Source organism: Curtobacterium sp. MCSS17_016, assembly GCF_003234255.2.
GTDB classification, from domain to species: Bacteria; Actinomycetota; Actinomycetes; order Actinomycetales; family Microbacteriaceae; genus Curtobacterium; species Curtobacterium flaccumfaciens.
In genome coordinates this window covers 317,035-332,838 of record NZ_CP126255.1, presented here as the reverse complement: position 1 = coordinate 332,838, position 15,804 = coordinate 317,035, and the positions used below count along the sequence as shown (strand labels likewise).

17 protein-coding genes are annotated in these 15,804 nt (G+C 67.3%); 14 read left to right on the top strand and 3 right to left on the bottom strand.

Annotated features, from left to right (window positions below; genetic code table 11):
- Positions 1–34: 34 nt before the first annotated feature.
- Together DEJ19_RS20455 and DEJ19_RS20450 are read left to right on the top strand one after the other, a co-directional pair.
- Positions 35–667, top strand: a complete 633-nt coding sequence (locus DEJ19_RS20455) for a hypothetical protein (protein ID WP_181441416.1) — start codon at positions 35–37, stop codon at positions 665–667.
- Between the two features lie 13 nt (positions 668–680).
- Positions 681–2,291 (top strand): HD domain-containing protein, encoded by a 1,611-nt coding sequence (locus DEJ19_RS20450; protein WP_181441417.1) that lies wholly within the window; start codon positions 681–683, stop codon positions 2,289–2,291.
- 1 nt (position 2,292) lies between these two features.
- Here the strand turns inward: DEJ19_RS20450 and DEJ19_RS20445 are convergent, their stop codons facing one another.
- Complete coding sequence (locus tag DEJ19_RS20445; RefSeq protein ID WP_146250449.1) at positions 2,293–3,366, bottom strand: hypothetical protein; 1,074 nt, start codon at positions 3,364–3,366, stop codon at positions 2,293–2,295.
- Between the two features lie 175 nt (positions 3,367–3,541).
- Between DEJ19_RS20445 and DEJ19_RS20440 the strand changes: the two genes are divergently transcribed.
- The 12 genes from DEJ19_RS20440 to DEJ19_RS20385 all read left to right on the top strand — a co-directional run bounded on the left by DEJ19_RS20440 (position 3,542) and on the right by DEJ19_RS20385 (position 13,228).
- On the top strand, positions 3,542–4,450 hold the full coding sequence (locus tag DEJ19_RS20440; RefSeq protein WP_181441418.1) for an SPFH domain-containing protein: 909 nt from the start codon (positions 3,542–3,544) through the stop codon (positions 4,448–4,450).
- A 144-nt stretch (positions 4,451–4,594) separates the two neighbouring features.
- Positions 4,595–5,137, top strand: a complete 543-nt coding sequence (locus tag DEJ19_RS20435; protein WP_111231941.1) for a hypothetical protein — start codon at positions 4,595–4,597, stop codon at positions 5,135–5,137.
- A 20-nt stretch (positions 5,138–5,157) separates the two neighbouring features.
- Entirely contained in the window at positions 5,158–6,624 is a 1,467-nt protein-coding gene (locus DEJ19_RS20430; RefSeq protein ID WP_111231942.1) for an NHL repeat-containing protein, read from the top strand.
- Positions 6,625–6,709: 85 nt separating this feature from the next.
- Entirely contained in the window at positions 6,710–8,086 is a 1,377-nt protein-coding gene (locus tag DEJ19_RS20425; RefSeq protein WP_146250451.1) for an NHL repeat-containing protein, read from the top strand.
- Between the two features lie 22 nt (positions 8,087–8,108).
- Positions 8,109–9,320, top strand: coding sequence for a hypothetical protein (locus DEJ19_RS20420; RefSeq protein ID WP_111231944.1), 1,212 nt, complete (start codon positions 8,109–8,111; stop codon positions 9,318–9,320).
- The gene (locus DEJ19_RS20415) at positions 9,320–10,294 is read left to right on the top strand and encodes a carbohydrate binding domain-containing protein (protein ID WP_111231945.1); all 975 of its coding nucleotides are present in this window, start codon (positions 9,320–9,322) and stop codon (positions 10,292–10,294) included. The genes DEJ19_RS20420 and DEJ19_RS20415 overlap by 1 nt, the downstream gene beginning before the upstream one ends.
- Positions 10,295–10,372: 78 nt before the next feature.
- Positions 10,373–10,630: a hypothetical protein gene (locus DEJ19_RS20410; protein ID WP_111231946.1), complete on the top strand. Its 258-nt coding sequence runs from the start codon at positions 10,373–10,375 to the stop codon at positions 10,628–10,630.
- Positions 10,623–10,943, top strand: a complete 321-nt coding sequence (locus DEJ19_RS20405; RefSeq protein WP_111231947.1) for a hypothetical protein — start codon at positions 10,623–10,625, stop codon at positions 10,941–10,943. The genes DEJ19_RS20410 and DEJ19_RS20405 overlap by 8 nt, the downstream gene beginning before the upstream one ends.
- Before the next feature lie 134 nt (positions 10,944–11,077).
- Positions 11,078–11,764 carry a phospholipase D-like domain-containing protein gene (locus DEJ19_RS20400; protein ID WP_146250453.1) on the top strand — a complete coding sequence of 229 codons (687 nt, stop codon included), beginning with the start codon at positions 11,078–11,080 and terminating at the stop codon, positions 11,762–11,764.
- 76 nt (positions 11,765–11,840) lie between these two features.
- Positions 11,841–12,149: a hypothetical protein gene (locus DEJ19_RS20395; protein WP_111231948.1), complete on the top strand. Its 309-nt coding sequence runs from the start codon at positions 11,841–11,843 to the stop codon at positions 12,147–12,149.
- Positions 12,150–12,202: 53 nt separating this feature from the next.
- Positions 12,203–12,643 carry a hypothetical protein gene (locus DEJ19_RS20390; RefSeq protein ID WP_111231949.1) on the top strand — a complete coding sequence of 147 codons (441 nt, stop codon included), beginning with the start codon at positions 12,203–12,205 and terminating at the stop codon, positions 12,641–12,643.
- Between the two features lie 144 nt (positions 12,644–12,787).
- Positions 12,788–13,228, top strand: a complete 441-nt coding sequence (locus DEJ19_RS20385) for a hypothetical protein (protein ID WP_111231950.1) — start codon at positions 12,788–12,790, stop codon at positions 13,226–13,228.
- Between the two features lie 82 nt (positions 13,229–13,310).
- Here DEJ19_RS20385 and DEJ19_RS20380 read toward each other — a convergent pair whose 3' ends face one another.
- On the bottom strand, positions 13,311–14,141 hold the full coding sequence (locus tag DEJ19_RS20380; protein WP_146250455.1) for a hypothetical protein: 831 nt from the start codon (positions 14,139–14,141) through the stop codon (positions 13,311–13,313).
- 125 nt (positions 14,142–14,266) lie between these two features.
- Positions 14,267–15,682, bottom strand: a complete 1,416-nt coding sequence (locus DEJ19_RS20375; RefSeq protein ID WP_181441419.1) for a site-specific integrase — start codon at positions 15,680–15,682, stop codon at positions 14,267–14,269.
- Positions 15,683–15,804 lie beyond the last annotated feature (122 nt).

The window sequence follows — 15,804 nt, the reverse complement described above, 5'->3', positions numbered from 1 at the left end:
GCGCATAGAGCCAGCAGACGACGAAGGAGGACACATGCCCGACATGACACCGGAGCAACGCGCGTACGCGAAAGCCCTGCTCACCCACGAGTTCCCGCTGCTCAGCGTGCATGCACGGTCAGCCCTCGAGCACCTCGTTGATGCGGTCATCGATGGCGGAGACGTCGTCGCGGCGTCCCGTGCAGCCGGCCCGTCTTTCAGAGACGGCTACCTGGCCGTCATCGCCCGGGCATGCGTCTACGCAGCTTCAACCGAGTGGGACGCGGCGGTTCCTGACGTGCCACTTCCGACTGTCGCCGCGGCACCGCGGCCTGAACAGGCGCTTCGACGCATCGAGCTGCTGCACAAGCCGGTCGACGTTCACCGGGACGGCCGAACGTGGACGCAATGCTCGTACGACCAGGGCGCCTGGCCGTGTCAGACGAGGCAGATCCTCGAAGAGGAAGCAATCACCGCGCAGAGCGCCCCGTTGGCACTCGACCCGTTGCCGTGGGCCTGGTACTCCTTCCGCTCCCAGTACGGGCCCGAGCACGACAGCGGGGAAGGATGGAGCCAGTTCCGTCCGCGCACCGGCTACGAACAGGATGCGAACCGGTACCCCCGCCCGCTGCCGACCAAGGCCGTTGCTGACGCAGTCGCCCGGTACGAACACCGCCGCCGAGCTTGAGGAGCCCAGCACGTTGACCACCATCACCTGTGCCCTATGTGGGGCCGACCGCGACGTGCCCGCCGTGCACCGCTGCATGCTGTCCGAGCAGGAGCGGTCTGACCGTGAGGAGCGGACCGGGACCTGGGACATCGTCTCCCTGAGCCGCAACGCACGCAGCATCACCGAACTCATCGCACGCGCCGGCGGAACACCCGTCATCGTCGGTGGGACCGTTCGCGACGTCCTCTTCTCCTACTTCCACGAGGACGCCCCGCCGGTGCCGAAGTCACTCGACCGGCAGTTCATCGACACGCTCGTGAAGCACCCGGAAGGCGGCGTCGTACCCGGCGGCCCCATGCCGCAGGACGTTGACGTCGAGGTGCACAACCTCCCCGACGCGCGGGAGATGATCCGGGTGCTCCGAGAGGCCGGGTTCACCGTCGTCGAAGCAGGAAGCCGTTTCCCGGTCTACAAAGCTAGTCGTGACGGTGAGCAGTTCGACATCAGCGTCGTCGACGAACCGTTCAGCGACGACGACGTCCTCATCGACGCGTTCGGCCGCCGCGACTTCACCGCGAACGCCATCGGCTACGACCCGTTCAACGGCGACTTCATCGACGTCTACGGCGGCATCAACGACGTCCACGACCTCGTCCTCGAGGCGACCACGGGCCGGTTCCGAGACGACCCGCTGCGAGCGCTTCGAGCGGTGCAGTTCGTCAGCCGGTACGGCTTCACCCTCGGCCGGCGCCTGCGGAACTGGGGCCGCACAGTGCAGCTGAGCGACATCGCGCAGGAACGTCTGTGGCCGGAGTGGAAGAAGCTCGCACAAGGCACCCACATCGCCGCGGCGCTCGAGGCGTTCTACACGCTCAACATCGACCGGGACTACCCGGAGCTCGAAGCGGTCTACAACGTCCCCCAGGACCCGCACTGGCACCCCGAAGGTGCTGTGCACGTGCACCTGGGGCTCGCCGGTGACGTCGCTGCGAAGGAATGCGCCCGAGACAAGGTGACCGGCGACCAGCGTGTCATCGTCGTCCTCGCCGCGCTGTTCCACGACCTCGGGAAGGCCGGCGACGGCACGCAGCACATCGTCGAGGCCGACGGCTCCACCCGCATTCGCAGCCTCGGACACGACAACCTCGGCGCCGACGCAGCCCGCTCGCTCCTGCATCACATCGGCGCACCCCGTCACATCATCGACAGCATCGCCGCAATCATCCGCGAGCACATGGTCGTCCACACCAGCGGGGAAGAAGCACCGACACTGCCCGCCGCTCGCCGGCTCTACCGTCGGCTCGGCGGCACGATGGAGATGGTGGACGCCTGGCTGCGGGTCTGCGAAGCGGACAGTCAGGGCCGCGGCCCCGCATCGAAGGCGACCACTGCGTACCTCTGGGCAGGGAAGATGGTCGGCCAGCCGGCCGCGTCGATGTACAAGCCGCTGCTCACCGGACGGGACCTCATCGACCTGGGCCTCACCCCATCACCGCTGTTCAAGCGGATCCTCGGCGACGCACTCGAAGCGCAGGACGACGGCGCGTTCAACAACGGCAACGGCGCACGCGACTGGGTCCGCAAGCACGCCGACGACTACGGCGTGACCGTCGCGCCGGACCCGTTTGCCGAGTACCGGTAGGTCAGAATCCACCCGCGGCGGTCAGCGCAGTAGTCACATCTGCTGCGCTGATCGCCGTCGGCAGCCGCAAACCGGCCGGGACCACCCAGGAGCCTCCGCTTCTGGTGGCCTCCGCGACCGCAGACGACGCTGAGCTCCGGAGGAACAGCTTGCCCGTCGCCGACTTCGCCGCTGCGACCCAACCGCTGCCGCCACTGTCGGTGAGTACTCCGACACGAACCCCGTCCGCAGGAGTGAACCCGAGCGGGCCCTGCGCGAGCGCATCTGCCGGCGATACCCCACCGAAGTCCGTGAGCCCGTACCCGAGATGCCCTGATGCGCTCTCTGTGAGGTACGGCAGGAAGCCCGATGCGCCGCCGGAACCCCCATCGAAGTAGGAGCCAACCTGGTCCGCTTTCTCGACAATGGTGTCCGTGAACTCGACGACATCGCCCGGTTGCAACGTGTCCACGGTCGACACCAGTCCGAAACTGTAGGACACCGCGCCGGCTGGCGGAATGATGCCATTGCGCCAGACCGCAGCAGATGACCCGCCAGCGATGCTGATCCCAGTCGTTGCAGGGTTCCTGTCGATGAAAGTACCTGCAGCGTCGTAAAAGGACAGCTGCACCCGGAACGTCCGCACAGACGCGGCTCGGTTCCAAACCGTCATCTGTGCGGACCGCTTCGCAGAATCAACGGGAATCCGGAACTGGGACTGGAAGCCGAAACCGAGAAACTGCGTCCCGGACGTCGCTTGCGAGGAGTTCATCCAGGTGTAGCGGCCGCGATGTTTGACCCCGTCGTACTCGAGCTTGCCCTCCCAGCTCGTCGACGTCGCCCATCCGTCGAGCCCCGCCGCGAGGTCCGGGTTTGGCATTTCGTTGCGCCGGCCACCGAGCGTCGAAGCACTGCTGTGCGGAGCCGCCTCCCATGACGCCTGCGGCCCGCCTCCACCGGCCACGGCTGCCTCCGCCGCGGCGACTTTGGACAGCATGTCCTTTGCGTTCAAGTCGTGGCCACGATCAAGGACACCGGCAACTGCGAAAGACCCTCCGACGAGGAGCACCAACGACACCGCAATCGCCGCGATCACCAGCAAAGGATCTGTCGCAGCACGGTCAGAGGAACCACGATGATGCGACACAAGCATGATCCCGCTTGATGCGGCGACTCGGCTCACCTCCGACCTCCGGCATAGGGGGAGTGTCAGGCCGCGGAAGCGGCACCACCCTTACCGCCCCCGCAATCCGGGGCAGGAGGAAAACCCCATGGGCTACGTGCTCCCCGTCCTCGGCATCGCCATCGGTGCCATCGTCCTGCTGATCGTGCTCTTCGGCACCCTCTTCACCGTGCAGCAGCAGAACTCCGTCATCATCGAGCGGTTCGGCAAGTTCCACCGCGAAGTCGGCGCCGGCCTGCACATCAAGGTGCCCCTCATCGACCGCGTCGCCCACCGCGTCGACCTCCGCGTCCAGCAGCTGAACGTCATCGTCGAGACCAAGACCGAGGACAACGTCTTCGCGAAGCTGCGGCTCTCGGTGCAGTACAAGGTCCTGCCCAACGCGGTCCGCGACGCCGTGTACTCCCTGAACAACGCCGTCGGCCAGATCGAGTCATACGTCTTCGACGCCGTCCGCGGCAAGGTCCCGTCGCAGCAGCTCGACGACGTCTTCGCCAGCAAGGACGAGATCGCCCTCTCCGTCAACGAGAGCCTCGAGCACACGATGAGCGAGTACGGCTACCGCATCGTCAAGACCCTCGTCACCGACGTCGAGCCGGACGAGAAGGTCAAGGAGTCGATGAACGCCATCAACGCCGCCCGCCGCAACGCCGAAGCAGCCTCCGCACAGGGTGACGCCGACAAGATCAAGATCGTCAAGGCCGCTGAGGCTGACGCCGAAGCGAAGCGACTGTCCGGCGTCGGTGTTGCGCAGCAGCGCAAGGCCATCGCCGACGGTCTCGCAGAGTCGATCAGCGCAGTGCAGGCCGGCGGCATCGAGGACGCACGCCAGGCGGCAGACATCCTGTCCTTCACGCTGTACACGGACATGGTCACCGCGGCCAGCAAGCACGGCGCCACGACGCTGTTCGTCCCGAACAGCCCGGCCAGCATCAGCGAGGCCGTCGCCCAGGGCAACCTCGTCGCCGACGCCGCGAAGCCGAGCCTCACCAAGTAGGCACCGCAGCACACGAGCGCCCCACCTTCGACTGAGGGTGGGGCGCTCGCCGCATCTCGCCGGACCGTGTCCGCCGACACCTGAGGACGGAGACACTGTCACGTTCGCCGAAGCGAGATAGCGGCGCCCGCACACATCAGTGTCATGACCGCCCTCCGGAAGATGCACACCGGTGAGCCCACCCGGAACCCCGGCCACTTCGCTCACGCCAGCCACACAGCCGACGAATCTCCGCTGACTCACCCAGGTGGCTACGACACCGTGGACGCCGACCTCATCGGCAACATGTCGTACCTCCGCCGCGGCGCCCTCCACCGCGAGGACGGGCCGGCACGGATCCTCGTAGACGGCACCGAGGAGCACTACCGGAGCGGCCTCCTCCACTCCTACGACGACCAGCCCGCCGTGGTGTCCTCAACTGGCGAGCGGGAGTGGCGCCGCGACGGTGTCCCACACCGCGACGGCGACCAGCCGGCGAAGATCCTCGCCGACGGCAGCATGTTCTACATGCACGACGGGCAACTCCACCGCGACGGCGGGCAGCCGGCAGTCGTATCGCCAACGGGACGTACCGAGTACTGGGTCAACGGAACCCGCCACCGCGACCCTTCCTCCGGACCTGCCCGCATTCACGCAGACGGCACGGAGGAGTTCTGGGTGCACGGGCAACGCATCACCAGGCACTGACCCGCCGCATCTACGGGGGAGTGCGCAGCCTCCTCCGATCCGACAGAGCGGCGACCGACCCCATCCTTGTCATCGCCGCCATCGCTGTCTCGCTGGTGCTCCTCGTCGGCGGCTCCTTTACGGCGACGAGCATCATCAACAACGGCCGTGACACGAACGCCCGCGGCGACCTCGACAAGGTCGCCACCATGCAGACCACCCTCCAAGCACAGCAGGGCACGTACGCCGCGTACGACAGCGCAGCCTCACCCCGCCTCGACGCAGGCTCCCTGACGTTCACCCCCAGCGGCGACACCCGCGTCGTCGTCGCGACCTGCTCCAACGGATGGGCGGCAGCGGCCCGCTCCGCCTCCGGACGCACCTACGTGCGCACCAGCGAACGCAACACCACACTCGAAGCACCCGCCGCGTCGGCGAAGACCCCAACCTGCATGGCGGACCCCGCCGCAGTCAGCAAACTCATCCAGCAGGCCAGCGCCGGCCTCGTACAACCAGCCGGCACCACCACGACCTTCGCCGGCCAACCACAAGTCACCGGCTCCCTCGACGGCGACAAGAACACCGCGACGCTGGGCACCATCTACGGAGTCGCAGCCGACCAAGCAGGTCACGCATTCCTCGCTGACCAGTCCAACAAGCTCATCCGCGAAGTCGCACCAGACGGCTCCGTCACCACCCTCGCAGGCATCCGCGGTTCCGTCGGCCTCACCGACGGCGCGAAGACCGTCGCCACCTTCGAATGCCCGTACGCGCTGACCACCGACCCGTACGGCAACGTCTACGTCTCAGAGGACTGCTTCGGCCGCGCGCAAGCGGTACGGAAAGTCACTCCCGACGGCACCGTCACCACCCTCGCCGGAGGCGCAACCGCCGGCTACGAGGACGGCCCCGGAACGACAGCACTCCTCAACGGCGCTCGAGGACTCACCATCACACCCGACGGCAGCATCTACGTCGCTGAGTTCAACAACTCCGACATCCGGAAGATCAGCCCCGACGGCACCGTCAGCACCTTCGCCGGACAGCCCGGAGTCGTCGGCTACCAGGACGGACCAGCGCGCACAGCACTGTTCAACCACCTCCGAGACATCACCTCAGACCGCGACGGGAACCTCTACGTCGTCGACCAGGACAACGCCCGCATCCGCAAAATCACACCAGCCGGAGACGTCACCACCATCGCAGGCAACGGCACCGGAGCGTTCGTCGCCGGACCAGCACTGTCCTCCGGCCTCGCCCAACCGGTCGGCGTCGCAGCTGACGGCGCAGGGAACGTCTACGTGCTCAGCCAGAACGCCGGCTACATCACCAAGATCACACCCACCGGCACGATGAGCCTGGTCGCAGGAGGCACCGGCGCAGGCTACGCAGACGGCCCGAACAGCTCCGCCAAACTCAACAGCCCCGTCGGCATCGCATCCGACTGGCTCGGCAACGTCTACACCGCGGACAAACTCAACTACGTCATCCGCCGCACCTCCCAGTAGCCGCCGCATCTGACAGGGAGTGCGCCGCTACCTCCGAACCGACAGAGCAGCGACCGACCCCATCCTCGTCATCGCAGCCATCGCCGTGTCACTCACCCTCCTCATCGGAGGTGGGTTCACCGTCGCCGGCGTCATCGCATCGGCAGCGGACGCGAACGCGAAACAGGACCTCAACCGCGTCGCAGTTACCGAATCCGCCTACGCCAACGCCAACCAGACCTACGCGTCCTACTCGTCCGCCTCAGACGCAACCCTGAGCTCCACACCTGTCGGATTCACACCGTCAGGTCGGCTTACCGTCACCGGCGCCCCCTGCGGCTGGGTCGGCGCGGCGACATCCACCACCGGCAACGTGTTCCTCCGCTCGAGTGCGACTGCACGGACAACGACTGACCCGGCAGCAGCGGCCATCCCGAGCTGCATGCCATCAACCGCGGTGCAAGATGTGCTCGCGGCAGCGAAGGTCCAGAAGCGTGCAGCGAACCAAGTCAGCACCATCGCTGGGAGCACCACCGCCGGAGCAGCAGACGGCGTCGGCAGCGCAGCACGGTTCAACCTCCCTTTCAGCCTCACCCCCGCCGCTGACGGATCGATGATCGTCGCCGACCAAGCCGGGCAGACCATCCGCCGCGTCGCACAGAACGGCGCCGTCACCACCATCGCCGGTACCGGCAGCCGGGGCACCGCGGACGGCCCAGCCGCCACCGCCCAGTTCAACGACCCGTCCGACGTCGCCGTCGACGGCCTCGGGAACATCTACGTCACCGACTACGGCAGCTACACCATCCGGAAGATCACGCCAGCAGGACTTGTCAGCACCTACGCCGGCGTTCCGGGCACGGCCGGCTACCGAGACGGCCCCGCAGCGCAGGCACAGTTCGCCGGCGCCTACGGCCTCACAACCGACCTCAACGGCAACCTCTACGTGGCCGACGGCGATAACCGCGTCATCCGCAAGATCACCACCGATGGAACCGTCACCACCATCGCCGGGAAGCCCGGCTTCTCCGGCAGCACCGACGGCCCGGTCGGCACCGGCACACTCTCCGCACCCCGTGAACTCGCCTTCGACCCGCAAGGCAACCTCATCATCGTCGACAAGTCGAACCGAATCCGGCGCCTCACACCCGACGGTGCCCTCAGCACGGTTGCCGGAGACGGACAGCCCAATGAAACGGACGGCAGAGGCACAGCGGCATCGTTCAACACCCCTACCGGACTCGCCGTCGCCTCCGACGGCACCATCTACGTCTCCGACACGTACGGCTGCACCATCCGACGAATCACTCCAAGCGGAGACGTCACGACTATCGCTGGCACCCCGAACATCAGCGGCACCACCGACGGACCCGCGAGCACCGCGCGGTTCCGGCAGCTCCGCGGGCTCGCCCTTGACCCCGCCGGCAACCTTTGGGCCACCGACTCCGCCAACAACAGCATCCGTGTCGTCGGAGCGCCCTGAGCCCGCCGCATCTGCAGACGCTGTGCCCCGCTTCCTCCGACACGACCGCGCCGCCACAGACCCGCTCCTGGTCATCGCGGCCATCGCCGTGTCGCTGGTGCTTCTCGTCGGCGGATCATTCGCAGTCGCCGGCGTCCTCAACAACGCTCGGGACCTCAACGCGAAGAACGAGCTCGAGCACGTCGCCGTCGCGGAAGCCGCAGCGATTGCCGACTCCACCGGGTCAGCAGCTTGGAAGGGCGCCGCCGGAGCTTCGGCATCCACCTGGTCCGACAGTGCAGGCGTCCGCACGAACTATGCAGCCGACCCACGTGCGCTTCGTCAGAACGGGATGAACCAGCTTGTGTGGATGAACTCCCGCTGGTTCGGCTCCACAGTCCCCACCGGCACCTACAGCAACGTCAGCGGAGCCCTCGACGGCCCGCCCGGCACCGACATCACCACGTACATCAGGAAGACCTGGACGAGCGCCGCCGCATCGAACCAGACCGGGAACACCGGCCTCAGTCTTTCCAGTGGCGGACTGAACGGCTTCCCTGTGACCGCCGGGCAGACGTGGTCGTTCGCTGCGTCCCTCCGAGCCAGCACCACGCACGCGCGCGGGCAGATAAAGGTGCAGTACTTCGACGGCTCCGGCGCGAACATCCCTGCAGCGTCCGGCGAATCACTCGACCGTGGCGACATCACCGTCCTTCCCGCAGGAGCGTGGGTCCGCGAATCAGTCACCGTCACCATTCCCACCGGCGCCACCAGCATCGCCCTGTACGCCGACGTGGACGGGGACGAGGGGTGGCCAGCCGGCGCCACCCTCGACGGCACAGCTCTCATGGCGGAACGTGCGCCGCAGGTCGGCAGTATTTTCGACGGGTGGACTCCGCCGACGACACCTGGCGCGAAGCCCTACGACTCGGCGGGCGGGTCGTCACTTGTCAGCCGCGCACTCAGCACCGCGGACGGCACCGACGCCGCCACCGCACTGGAGCGAGGAACCACTGGGTTCACACCCGCCGACGGCGTACGGACGGTCGTGACGACGACTCTGGACGGCAGTGGATGGGCTGCGGTCGCGAAGTCCGCCACCGGCCGGCTGTTCATCAGGACGTCCGCCGGGTCCGCTGTGGGTGAGCTCGCAGGCGCGGCCGGCGCTCGGACCCTGCCCGCTGGCGTTCGCCTGCCCTCGGGGATGACCGCAGCCGACCTGAACCAGGCGCTGACGAATGCGCGCGGGTTGTGATGCGGTCCCGCAGGCGCCCCGCGCGGTCCGACGCTGGTGCGACGGACCCCATCCTCGTCATCGCGGCAATCGCGGTGTCGCTGGTGCTCCTCGTCGGCGGATCCTTCGCTGTCGCAGCGGCAGTGTCGTCAGCGAAGGACACCAACGCACGGCAGGACCTCGACCGCATCGCGTCCGCTGAGCAGGCAGCGCCGGCATACTTCCCCGTCGACGCAGTGTCCGACGATGAACCACTTGGCAACAGCAGCATCAAGGCGCAACTGTCCGACGGTGGCTACGCCGTCGCCCTGCCGTGCAGAGACACCTCCGGACCTGGCTGGGTGGCGGGATCCCGGTCGCAGACCGGTGCCGTCTTCCTCCGCAGCAGCGCCTCATCGACCACAACCAAGGCTCCCGCAACTCCACCCCTGCCCTCCTGCGCCAGCGCCGGCGACGTGACCGACATGGTCGCCCAGCTCCGCACGTCACCGGGTCGGAACCTCCTCAGCAACGCCAGCTTCGAGACCGGCGACAGAAGCCCCTGGGGTCCGAATGGTGACAGCACCAGGTTCACCACCACCATCACTGGTGACGCCCGCACCGGCGCAGCAGCACTCCGCATCACCATGGGTGCCGGCCGTGGCAACGGCAACGGGTTGTTCCAGTCCGGCACCCCTGTCACACCCGGGGCGACGTACGTCGCCAGCGGAGCGTTCCGCGGTACCGGGACGGGTAGCGGCACTGCATCGGTGGGTATCGAGTTCTGGAACGCCGATCACACCGGCGTTGTCGGCTACACCCGGTCCGGCACCACTGTCACCGAGAACGGCCGGTGGTGCACATCACAGGTCACGCTGCAAGCACCGCCCGGTGCCGCCACGGCGACCGTCCTCGCGTACACGAACGACGGCAACTGGGCGCTCGGAGACACGCTCGACCTCGACGACTTCCGGTTCCGCACTGGAAGCACCGCGCTCACCGCCGACGCCTGCTGACGCTGCGGGATCCGCCGCATGTCCCTCGACGAGCAGACGCGTCGTCTGCGTTCCGCCCGACCGAAAGAACCACCGCTCATGACCGAACCCGCGAGCACCCTCGACTGGCCGTTGAACGTCGGAGGCCGCGAGGTCGTCCCACTGCGGAAGGCCACCTCCCAGCAGCTCCGCCTCGCCGCGATCATCGCCGACGAGAAGCACCACCCGGACCTCAGCGACCTCGCGGGCGCGTTCCGGCGCATCGCCGAGCAGCTTGAAGACCACCAGCCGGCGGAGGCTCTCGGTGACGACCGCCTCCGCGAGCTCATCTTTCAGGGGGTTCGCGCCGATGGATGAACTCCTCGCCGCCGCGAAGCCGCACCCAGGCATCAGCCGCGACGAACTCGGCCAGCAGATGTGGCTGACCGGCTACGTCATCGTCAGCCTGTTCAGCATCGCCGTGGGCATCGACTTCACCGGCAACGGGTACCCCGGGTTCGGACACGTCCTCACCACCCTCGGCCTCGCCGCCCTGACATACCTCGCCGTCGAGAGCGGTGTCCGGCAACACCGCCGACGCCGCCACATCGACCACACCGGGCTCACAACGCCGGAACGAGCGGCACTGCTATCCGGTCTGGCGCTCATCGTCGTCTCGGCTGCACTCTGACGCCCGCACCATCGCGCCGCCCCCAGCGGACGAACGACCTGAACAGCGTCCGGCCGAAGTGGGCATCGAAGACCGCGCGCACCGGTTACGACTGGGCGGCTTCCGAACGCTCCACCACCTCCGGTCCCGTCACGGTGCACTTCACCGGCATCACCGACAAGCTCCTCGACTTCATCCGCGGCTCCGACGCCATCGTCGGATGCGTCGCATGGGTGACGAACAGAGACGTCATCGGAGCGCTCGCGGAACGACCAGTCGCCCTCATCGTCAACAAGGAGTACGCGCTCCGCTCCACGGACCGGAAGGTGCACTCGCAACGGCAGCGGCAGAACCTCAGCGAGCTGCGCGGCGGTCTCCGCAGACAAGACTTCCCCGCACCGCTGCGCGACATCCCCACCGGCCCGGACAGCATCGAACCGGTCCGCTGCGTCGGTCACATCACCCGCGGAACCGCGGGCAACACCCCGCTGATGCACTCGAAGTTCATCGTCCGCCTGCAACGCGGGAAGCCAGTCGCCGTCTGGACCGGGTCGTTCAACTTCACCGTCAACGCGGCGTCGAACGTCGAGAACGTCGTCGAGATCCACGACAAGGTCATCGCCCAGGCGTACCTCGACGAGTTCGCTCGCATCGCCGCGCTGTCGGAACCGCTCGAGTTCAAGGCTGGGAAGGCAGACCCCGCGTGGGGAACGGTCCTGCCGAAACGGACGCCGACGGCGGCCACCGGCGCCGCGGCGAAGAAGCTGCCCCGCAAGCCCGCCGCGACGACGAAGAACGTGGTCCGGAAGGCCACCAAGACCCGTCCCAAGCGTCGGAAGTAACACCCCGCAGGGCTGCTTCGACGCATCTGTGTAGGGGTACCGCCACCACTGACACCACCCCGGAGAGGCACCCGCTGTGAGCAAGCCATCCTTCCAGCAGTTCCACGACGCGCTGTTCTACACCGAGGACCGCGCGTCACTCGGCATCCCCCTCACGGCGCTGCAGGTCCGTGACCTTCTCGACGACAAGCGAGCCCTCGCGTCGTACTACCGCTCCTGGGAACCGAACTTCGACCCGTTCCGACAGGCCGCGCGTCTGCCGCGCTCCACGCGTGAGCGGCGCACGAACGTCGCCGGCGGGTTCATCGGGTTCCTGTTCCTCACCGGCGGTGCCGTCCTCGCCGGCTGGGCGGCTGCCGGCGCGCAGAACCTCCATCTGCTCTGATCGGAGGGAACCGCCGCGCACACCCCTGGTGACAGCGACACGAAGGAGACCCCATGTCAGTCCGCCGCAAGGACGTCGAAGGCCAGCCCGACAACGGCGGCCAGTTCGCAGGCCGCACACCCTCCGACGACCCCGCCGTCAGCCTCACCTCTGGCGCAGCACTCGCCGGCGGCCGCGATGACCGGTACGAGTGGAACGTCGTCGAACTCTCCGACACCACACCAGCGACCATCGACTACGGCAGCTGGACGCAGTGCCCGTGCGGCAACAGCTCCAGCGGCGATGGCTTCATCACCACCGACCAGCGCGGGCAGACGCACGACGACCAGATGACGTGCACCGGCCTCATCTGTCGGAACTGCGGCAACTTTTACCCTGTCGACGGACGCAACGAGGGTTCGCACCGCATCCGACCAGTCGCGCGCTTCGATGTCACCGACCAACGGCTGAAGACCGCCGACGACGAACAGTGGGAGCGCCTGTACGGCGAGTGACGCCACCCCAGTCACACAACCACTCTCCCGCGGTGGCTCCGCGGAGCGGGCCCGAGCGGATCTCGCCGACGGGCTTGTCCCCGCAGTACAGTTCGAGCACAGCCTCGACCCGCGGCTGTCCGCAGCCGACCCGAAGGCGAACCGATGGACCAGCAGGAGCCTCAGCCTCTCTCGCAGCACCCGCTCACGACCGCGGTGACGCAAGCCGCTTGGTCGCAAGGGTGGTTGTCCCGGCTGCCGTCAACTGCGGCGAACATCGCCGAAGCCGGTCTCCGCGCTCAGCACAGCGTGGGCGCAGCCAGCACCGGCACCCCGATGAGCGCCATCAGCGGTGCGGCATTCGACCGTGCGCTCTTGTCGAACATCGGCCGAGGGTCGCTCTCCACCGGCGGCAGCGGCATTGCTGGCGGACTTGACCGCATCGCGTCGGTCCGCTCCCGCAAGGCGACGGCGGCGGTCGGCTTCATCGCCCTCGAGGTCGGGCTGAAGATCGGGCTGCCTCTGGCGACCGCCCTCGCCGAAACCTATGTCCAGGAGCGGGCGAAGGCGCGCGAAGACCGTTCAGGTCAAGACCAAGCCGAGTAGCAGAAGCAGTCGCGCCTGACAGAGCCCGACAGGTACTGTCGGCGAAACTCCGGCATGTCTTCTTCGATGGCGGGTCTCGTGCTTAACCGGCCTTCGGGTTGATCAGCCCGTACAACTCGTCTGCGGTGTCCTGCGCATCGGCGAGGACCTCTGCCGACCGGGCGAGCGCTTGTGCCATCCGCCGGTCGAAGTCCTCCATCGCGAGGTCGAACTCGTCCTTGCGCATGTCGTCGAAGCGGGTGGGTTTAGGCTCCGCCGGCTTCCACTCCTGCTCCCGGTATCCGGTCGGCAGCAGCACGTTGCCCACGACGGCCGACAGTGTCCTGGTGGAGATTGACCGGTGCGAGTCCACCCATCCGTGCTGGTCAACCGCCGGCAGCAGTGTCGTTGCGTATCGCCAGTCCCGCTCGAGCCCTTCGTCACAGTCGTGGACGTCGTCGTAGTACGTCTGCACGCTGCAGGTTTGCCGGATGCTGGCATGGTCAGCGCGTTCTGTCGCCCAGACGATACGGAGCCACCGAGTGACCGCGCACGCGTAGCAGGACGCAGGGTCCTCACCGCGGGGGATGCCGACGCCCTGAATGCTCAGCGGCGCCGGGGCGATGTCCGAACTGACTACCTCCCGGATCTGCGTCCGGTTCAGGCCGAGGTGTGCGAACAGGACGATGAGGAACGCGTTCCGGCGGCCGCGGACGACTGAGGCGACGTTCTTCCCGCGGTGCACCTTCGGCTGCTGCGCGATCGCTTCCGCCGGCGTGACGTACTGTTTTCCGCCACGAACGAGAGTTCTAGTCTCAGGGACAAGTACCTCGAAGCCGCCGACCGCGGCGCGGAGCGCGTCAAGGTCAAGAGGCGCGCCGGCCTCCTGGTGATGCAGCCTGACTGCGCGGACGCGCAGCGTGTTCGTCGGCACACCGGCCGGGAATGCCCGCAGGAATCGGACGAGTGCGTCTGGTGTGGTGGGCGTCTTCGGCTCATTGAACGCGTCGCACCAATCCTCGAACAGGGACCAGTACCGCTCGAGGGACGCGGCTACCATCAGAGGCCGATCTCGGTGACGGCGTTGTTGTCCAACGGGGTGTCCTCGCGGCTGTACACCTCGATCATGCGCTCGCTGGTGTGCCAGGACTGGCGCATGATCTGGTGCGGGTTCAGGCCCTTCTTCAGGGCGGATGTGACGAACCCAGCGCGCAGGGAGTGGCCGCCGTAGTGCTTCGCGTCCAGTCCCGCCGCAAGAGAGTGCCGGACTACTGCGGCGAGGACGACCTGCCCGCTGATGTGCGTGTCTCTGGTGATGCGTCCGCCCGTGGAGATGGGGCGGAACAGCGGCATACGTTTGGGGAGGCGACGCCATGCAGGCAGCGGATCCGACCAGTCCACCGGGTCGTCGTCGGCACGGCCGCGTGCGCAGATGTGGGAGTGCACATCGAAGGTCGCCATCAGCTTCATCGCCGCCATCCGGGGGCGGGCAGAGGAGATGGCTTCGGTGAGCAGTATCCATCGGGTGAACGCGCACACCGGGCACGTAGACGGGTTCTCACCGTACGGGAGCACCTTGGTTCGACCGCGGGCTTCCTGGTCGGTCTTTGACTTGCGGATGCGAACGCGGATGCCCTCGGTCTCGCTGAGCGTGACGTCTCCGATGTTCAGCGATGCGAGCTCGCTGCGGCGAAAGGCACCGGCGAACCCCATGACGATGAGCGCGTAGTCGCGGACGCCGTGCACGCCGCGTGGGTAGCTCTTCACGTCGATCGCTTCAACGAGGTGGCGCATCTCTTCCAACAGCAGCGCCGGCATCCTCCGTAGCTCACCACCGTTGGTGCGTCGGAGCCCAGCCATCGTCGCTTCAACCTCGGCGCTCTCCGATGGCCGCTGGAAGCCTGCGAGCTGGTGCATCTTGTCGATGGCCGAAAGCCAGCCGGCGAACGTGTTCGATGCGTACGGGGTGCCGTGTTCGTCCTTCCCGTCCGAGGCTGCGGCTTCGAAGTACGCAGCGACCGTCAGCGGGTGGGCGGGGAGGAAGTCCGCGCCGGCGTCCTTGCAGAACTTGACGAACCGGGCCCATTCGCGCTTGTACATCTTCCGGGTGCCGTCGGAGATGGCCTGGGACTGCACCTGGCGGATGCGGGCGAGCTGTGTCGGTGTCAGTCCTGCCGGCAGGACCGCTGCCGGAGCGAGTTCGAACCCTTCCGAGACGTCGTCGGCGCCGTCCTCGGGTTCGAACGCCACCACGTTGCTGCTCATGCAGGCATCGTGCCACAGTCCACCGACATCCCTGGCAGAACTTCCGGTGTGGCGTACGACGGGTGCAGGTCCCACTTCCGCATGCTGCTGCGGATCGGACGGCACGTTGTCCAAGGCAACATCGCGACCTGTGTTGAAAAAGGCCAGTGTGACCAAAGGTTTGTATTGCCACTGAAGCGACCGCTCCACGACAAACAAAAGAAGGTCCACGCTCTCACGAACGCGGACCCAAAGACCATCCTGGACAGCAGGGGGTACCCGCTGCACTCCCCCAGTATGTCTAGTGCCGATCCTCATGTCCACCAGCACCCACCACGGGCGCGCAGCCGACC

What these genes read in the sequence shown, in the direction of transcription:
- DEJ19_RS20410 (WP_111231946.1), top strand. Translation starts at nt 10,373, where the DNA reads ATGACCGAACCCGCGAGCACCCTCGACTGGCCGTTGAACGTCGGAGGC.
- DEJ19_RS20435 (WP_111231941.1), top strand. Translation starts at nt 4,595, where the DNA reads ATGACCGCCCTCCGGAAGATGCACACCGGTGAGCCCACCCGGAACCCC.
- DEJ19_RS20415 (WP_111231945.1), top strand. Translation starts at nt 9,320, where the DNA reads ATGCGGTCCCGCAGGCGCCCCGCGCGGTCCGACGCTGGTGCGACGGAC.
- DEJ19_RS20405 (WP_111231947.1), top strand. Translation starts at nt 10,623, where the DNA reads ATGGATGAACTCCTCGCCGCCGCGAAGCCGCACCCAGGCATCAGCCGC.
- DEJ19_RS20440 (WP_181441418.1), top strand. Translation starts at nt 3,542, where the DNA reads ATGGGCTACGTGCTCCCCGTCCTCGGCATCGCCATCGGTGCCATCGTC.
- DEJ19_RS20390 (WP_111231949.1), top strand. Translation starts at nt 12,203, where the DNA reads ATGTCAGTCCGCCGCAAGGACGTCGAAGGCCAGCCCGACAACGGCGGC.
- DEJ19_RS20455 (WP_181441416.1), top strand. Translation starts at nt 35, where the DNA reads ATGCCCGACATGACACCGGAGCAACGCGCGTACGCGAAAGCCCTGCTC.
- DEJ19_RS20385 (WP_111231950.1), top strand. Translation starts at nt 12,788, where the DNA reads ATGGACCAGCAGGAGCCTCAGCCTCTCTCGCAGCACCCGCTCACGACC.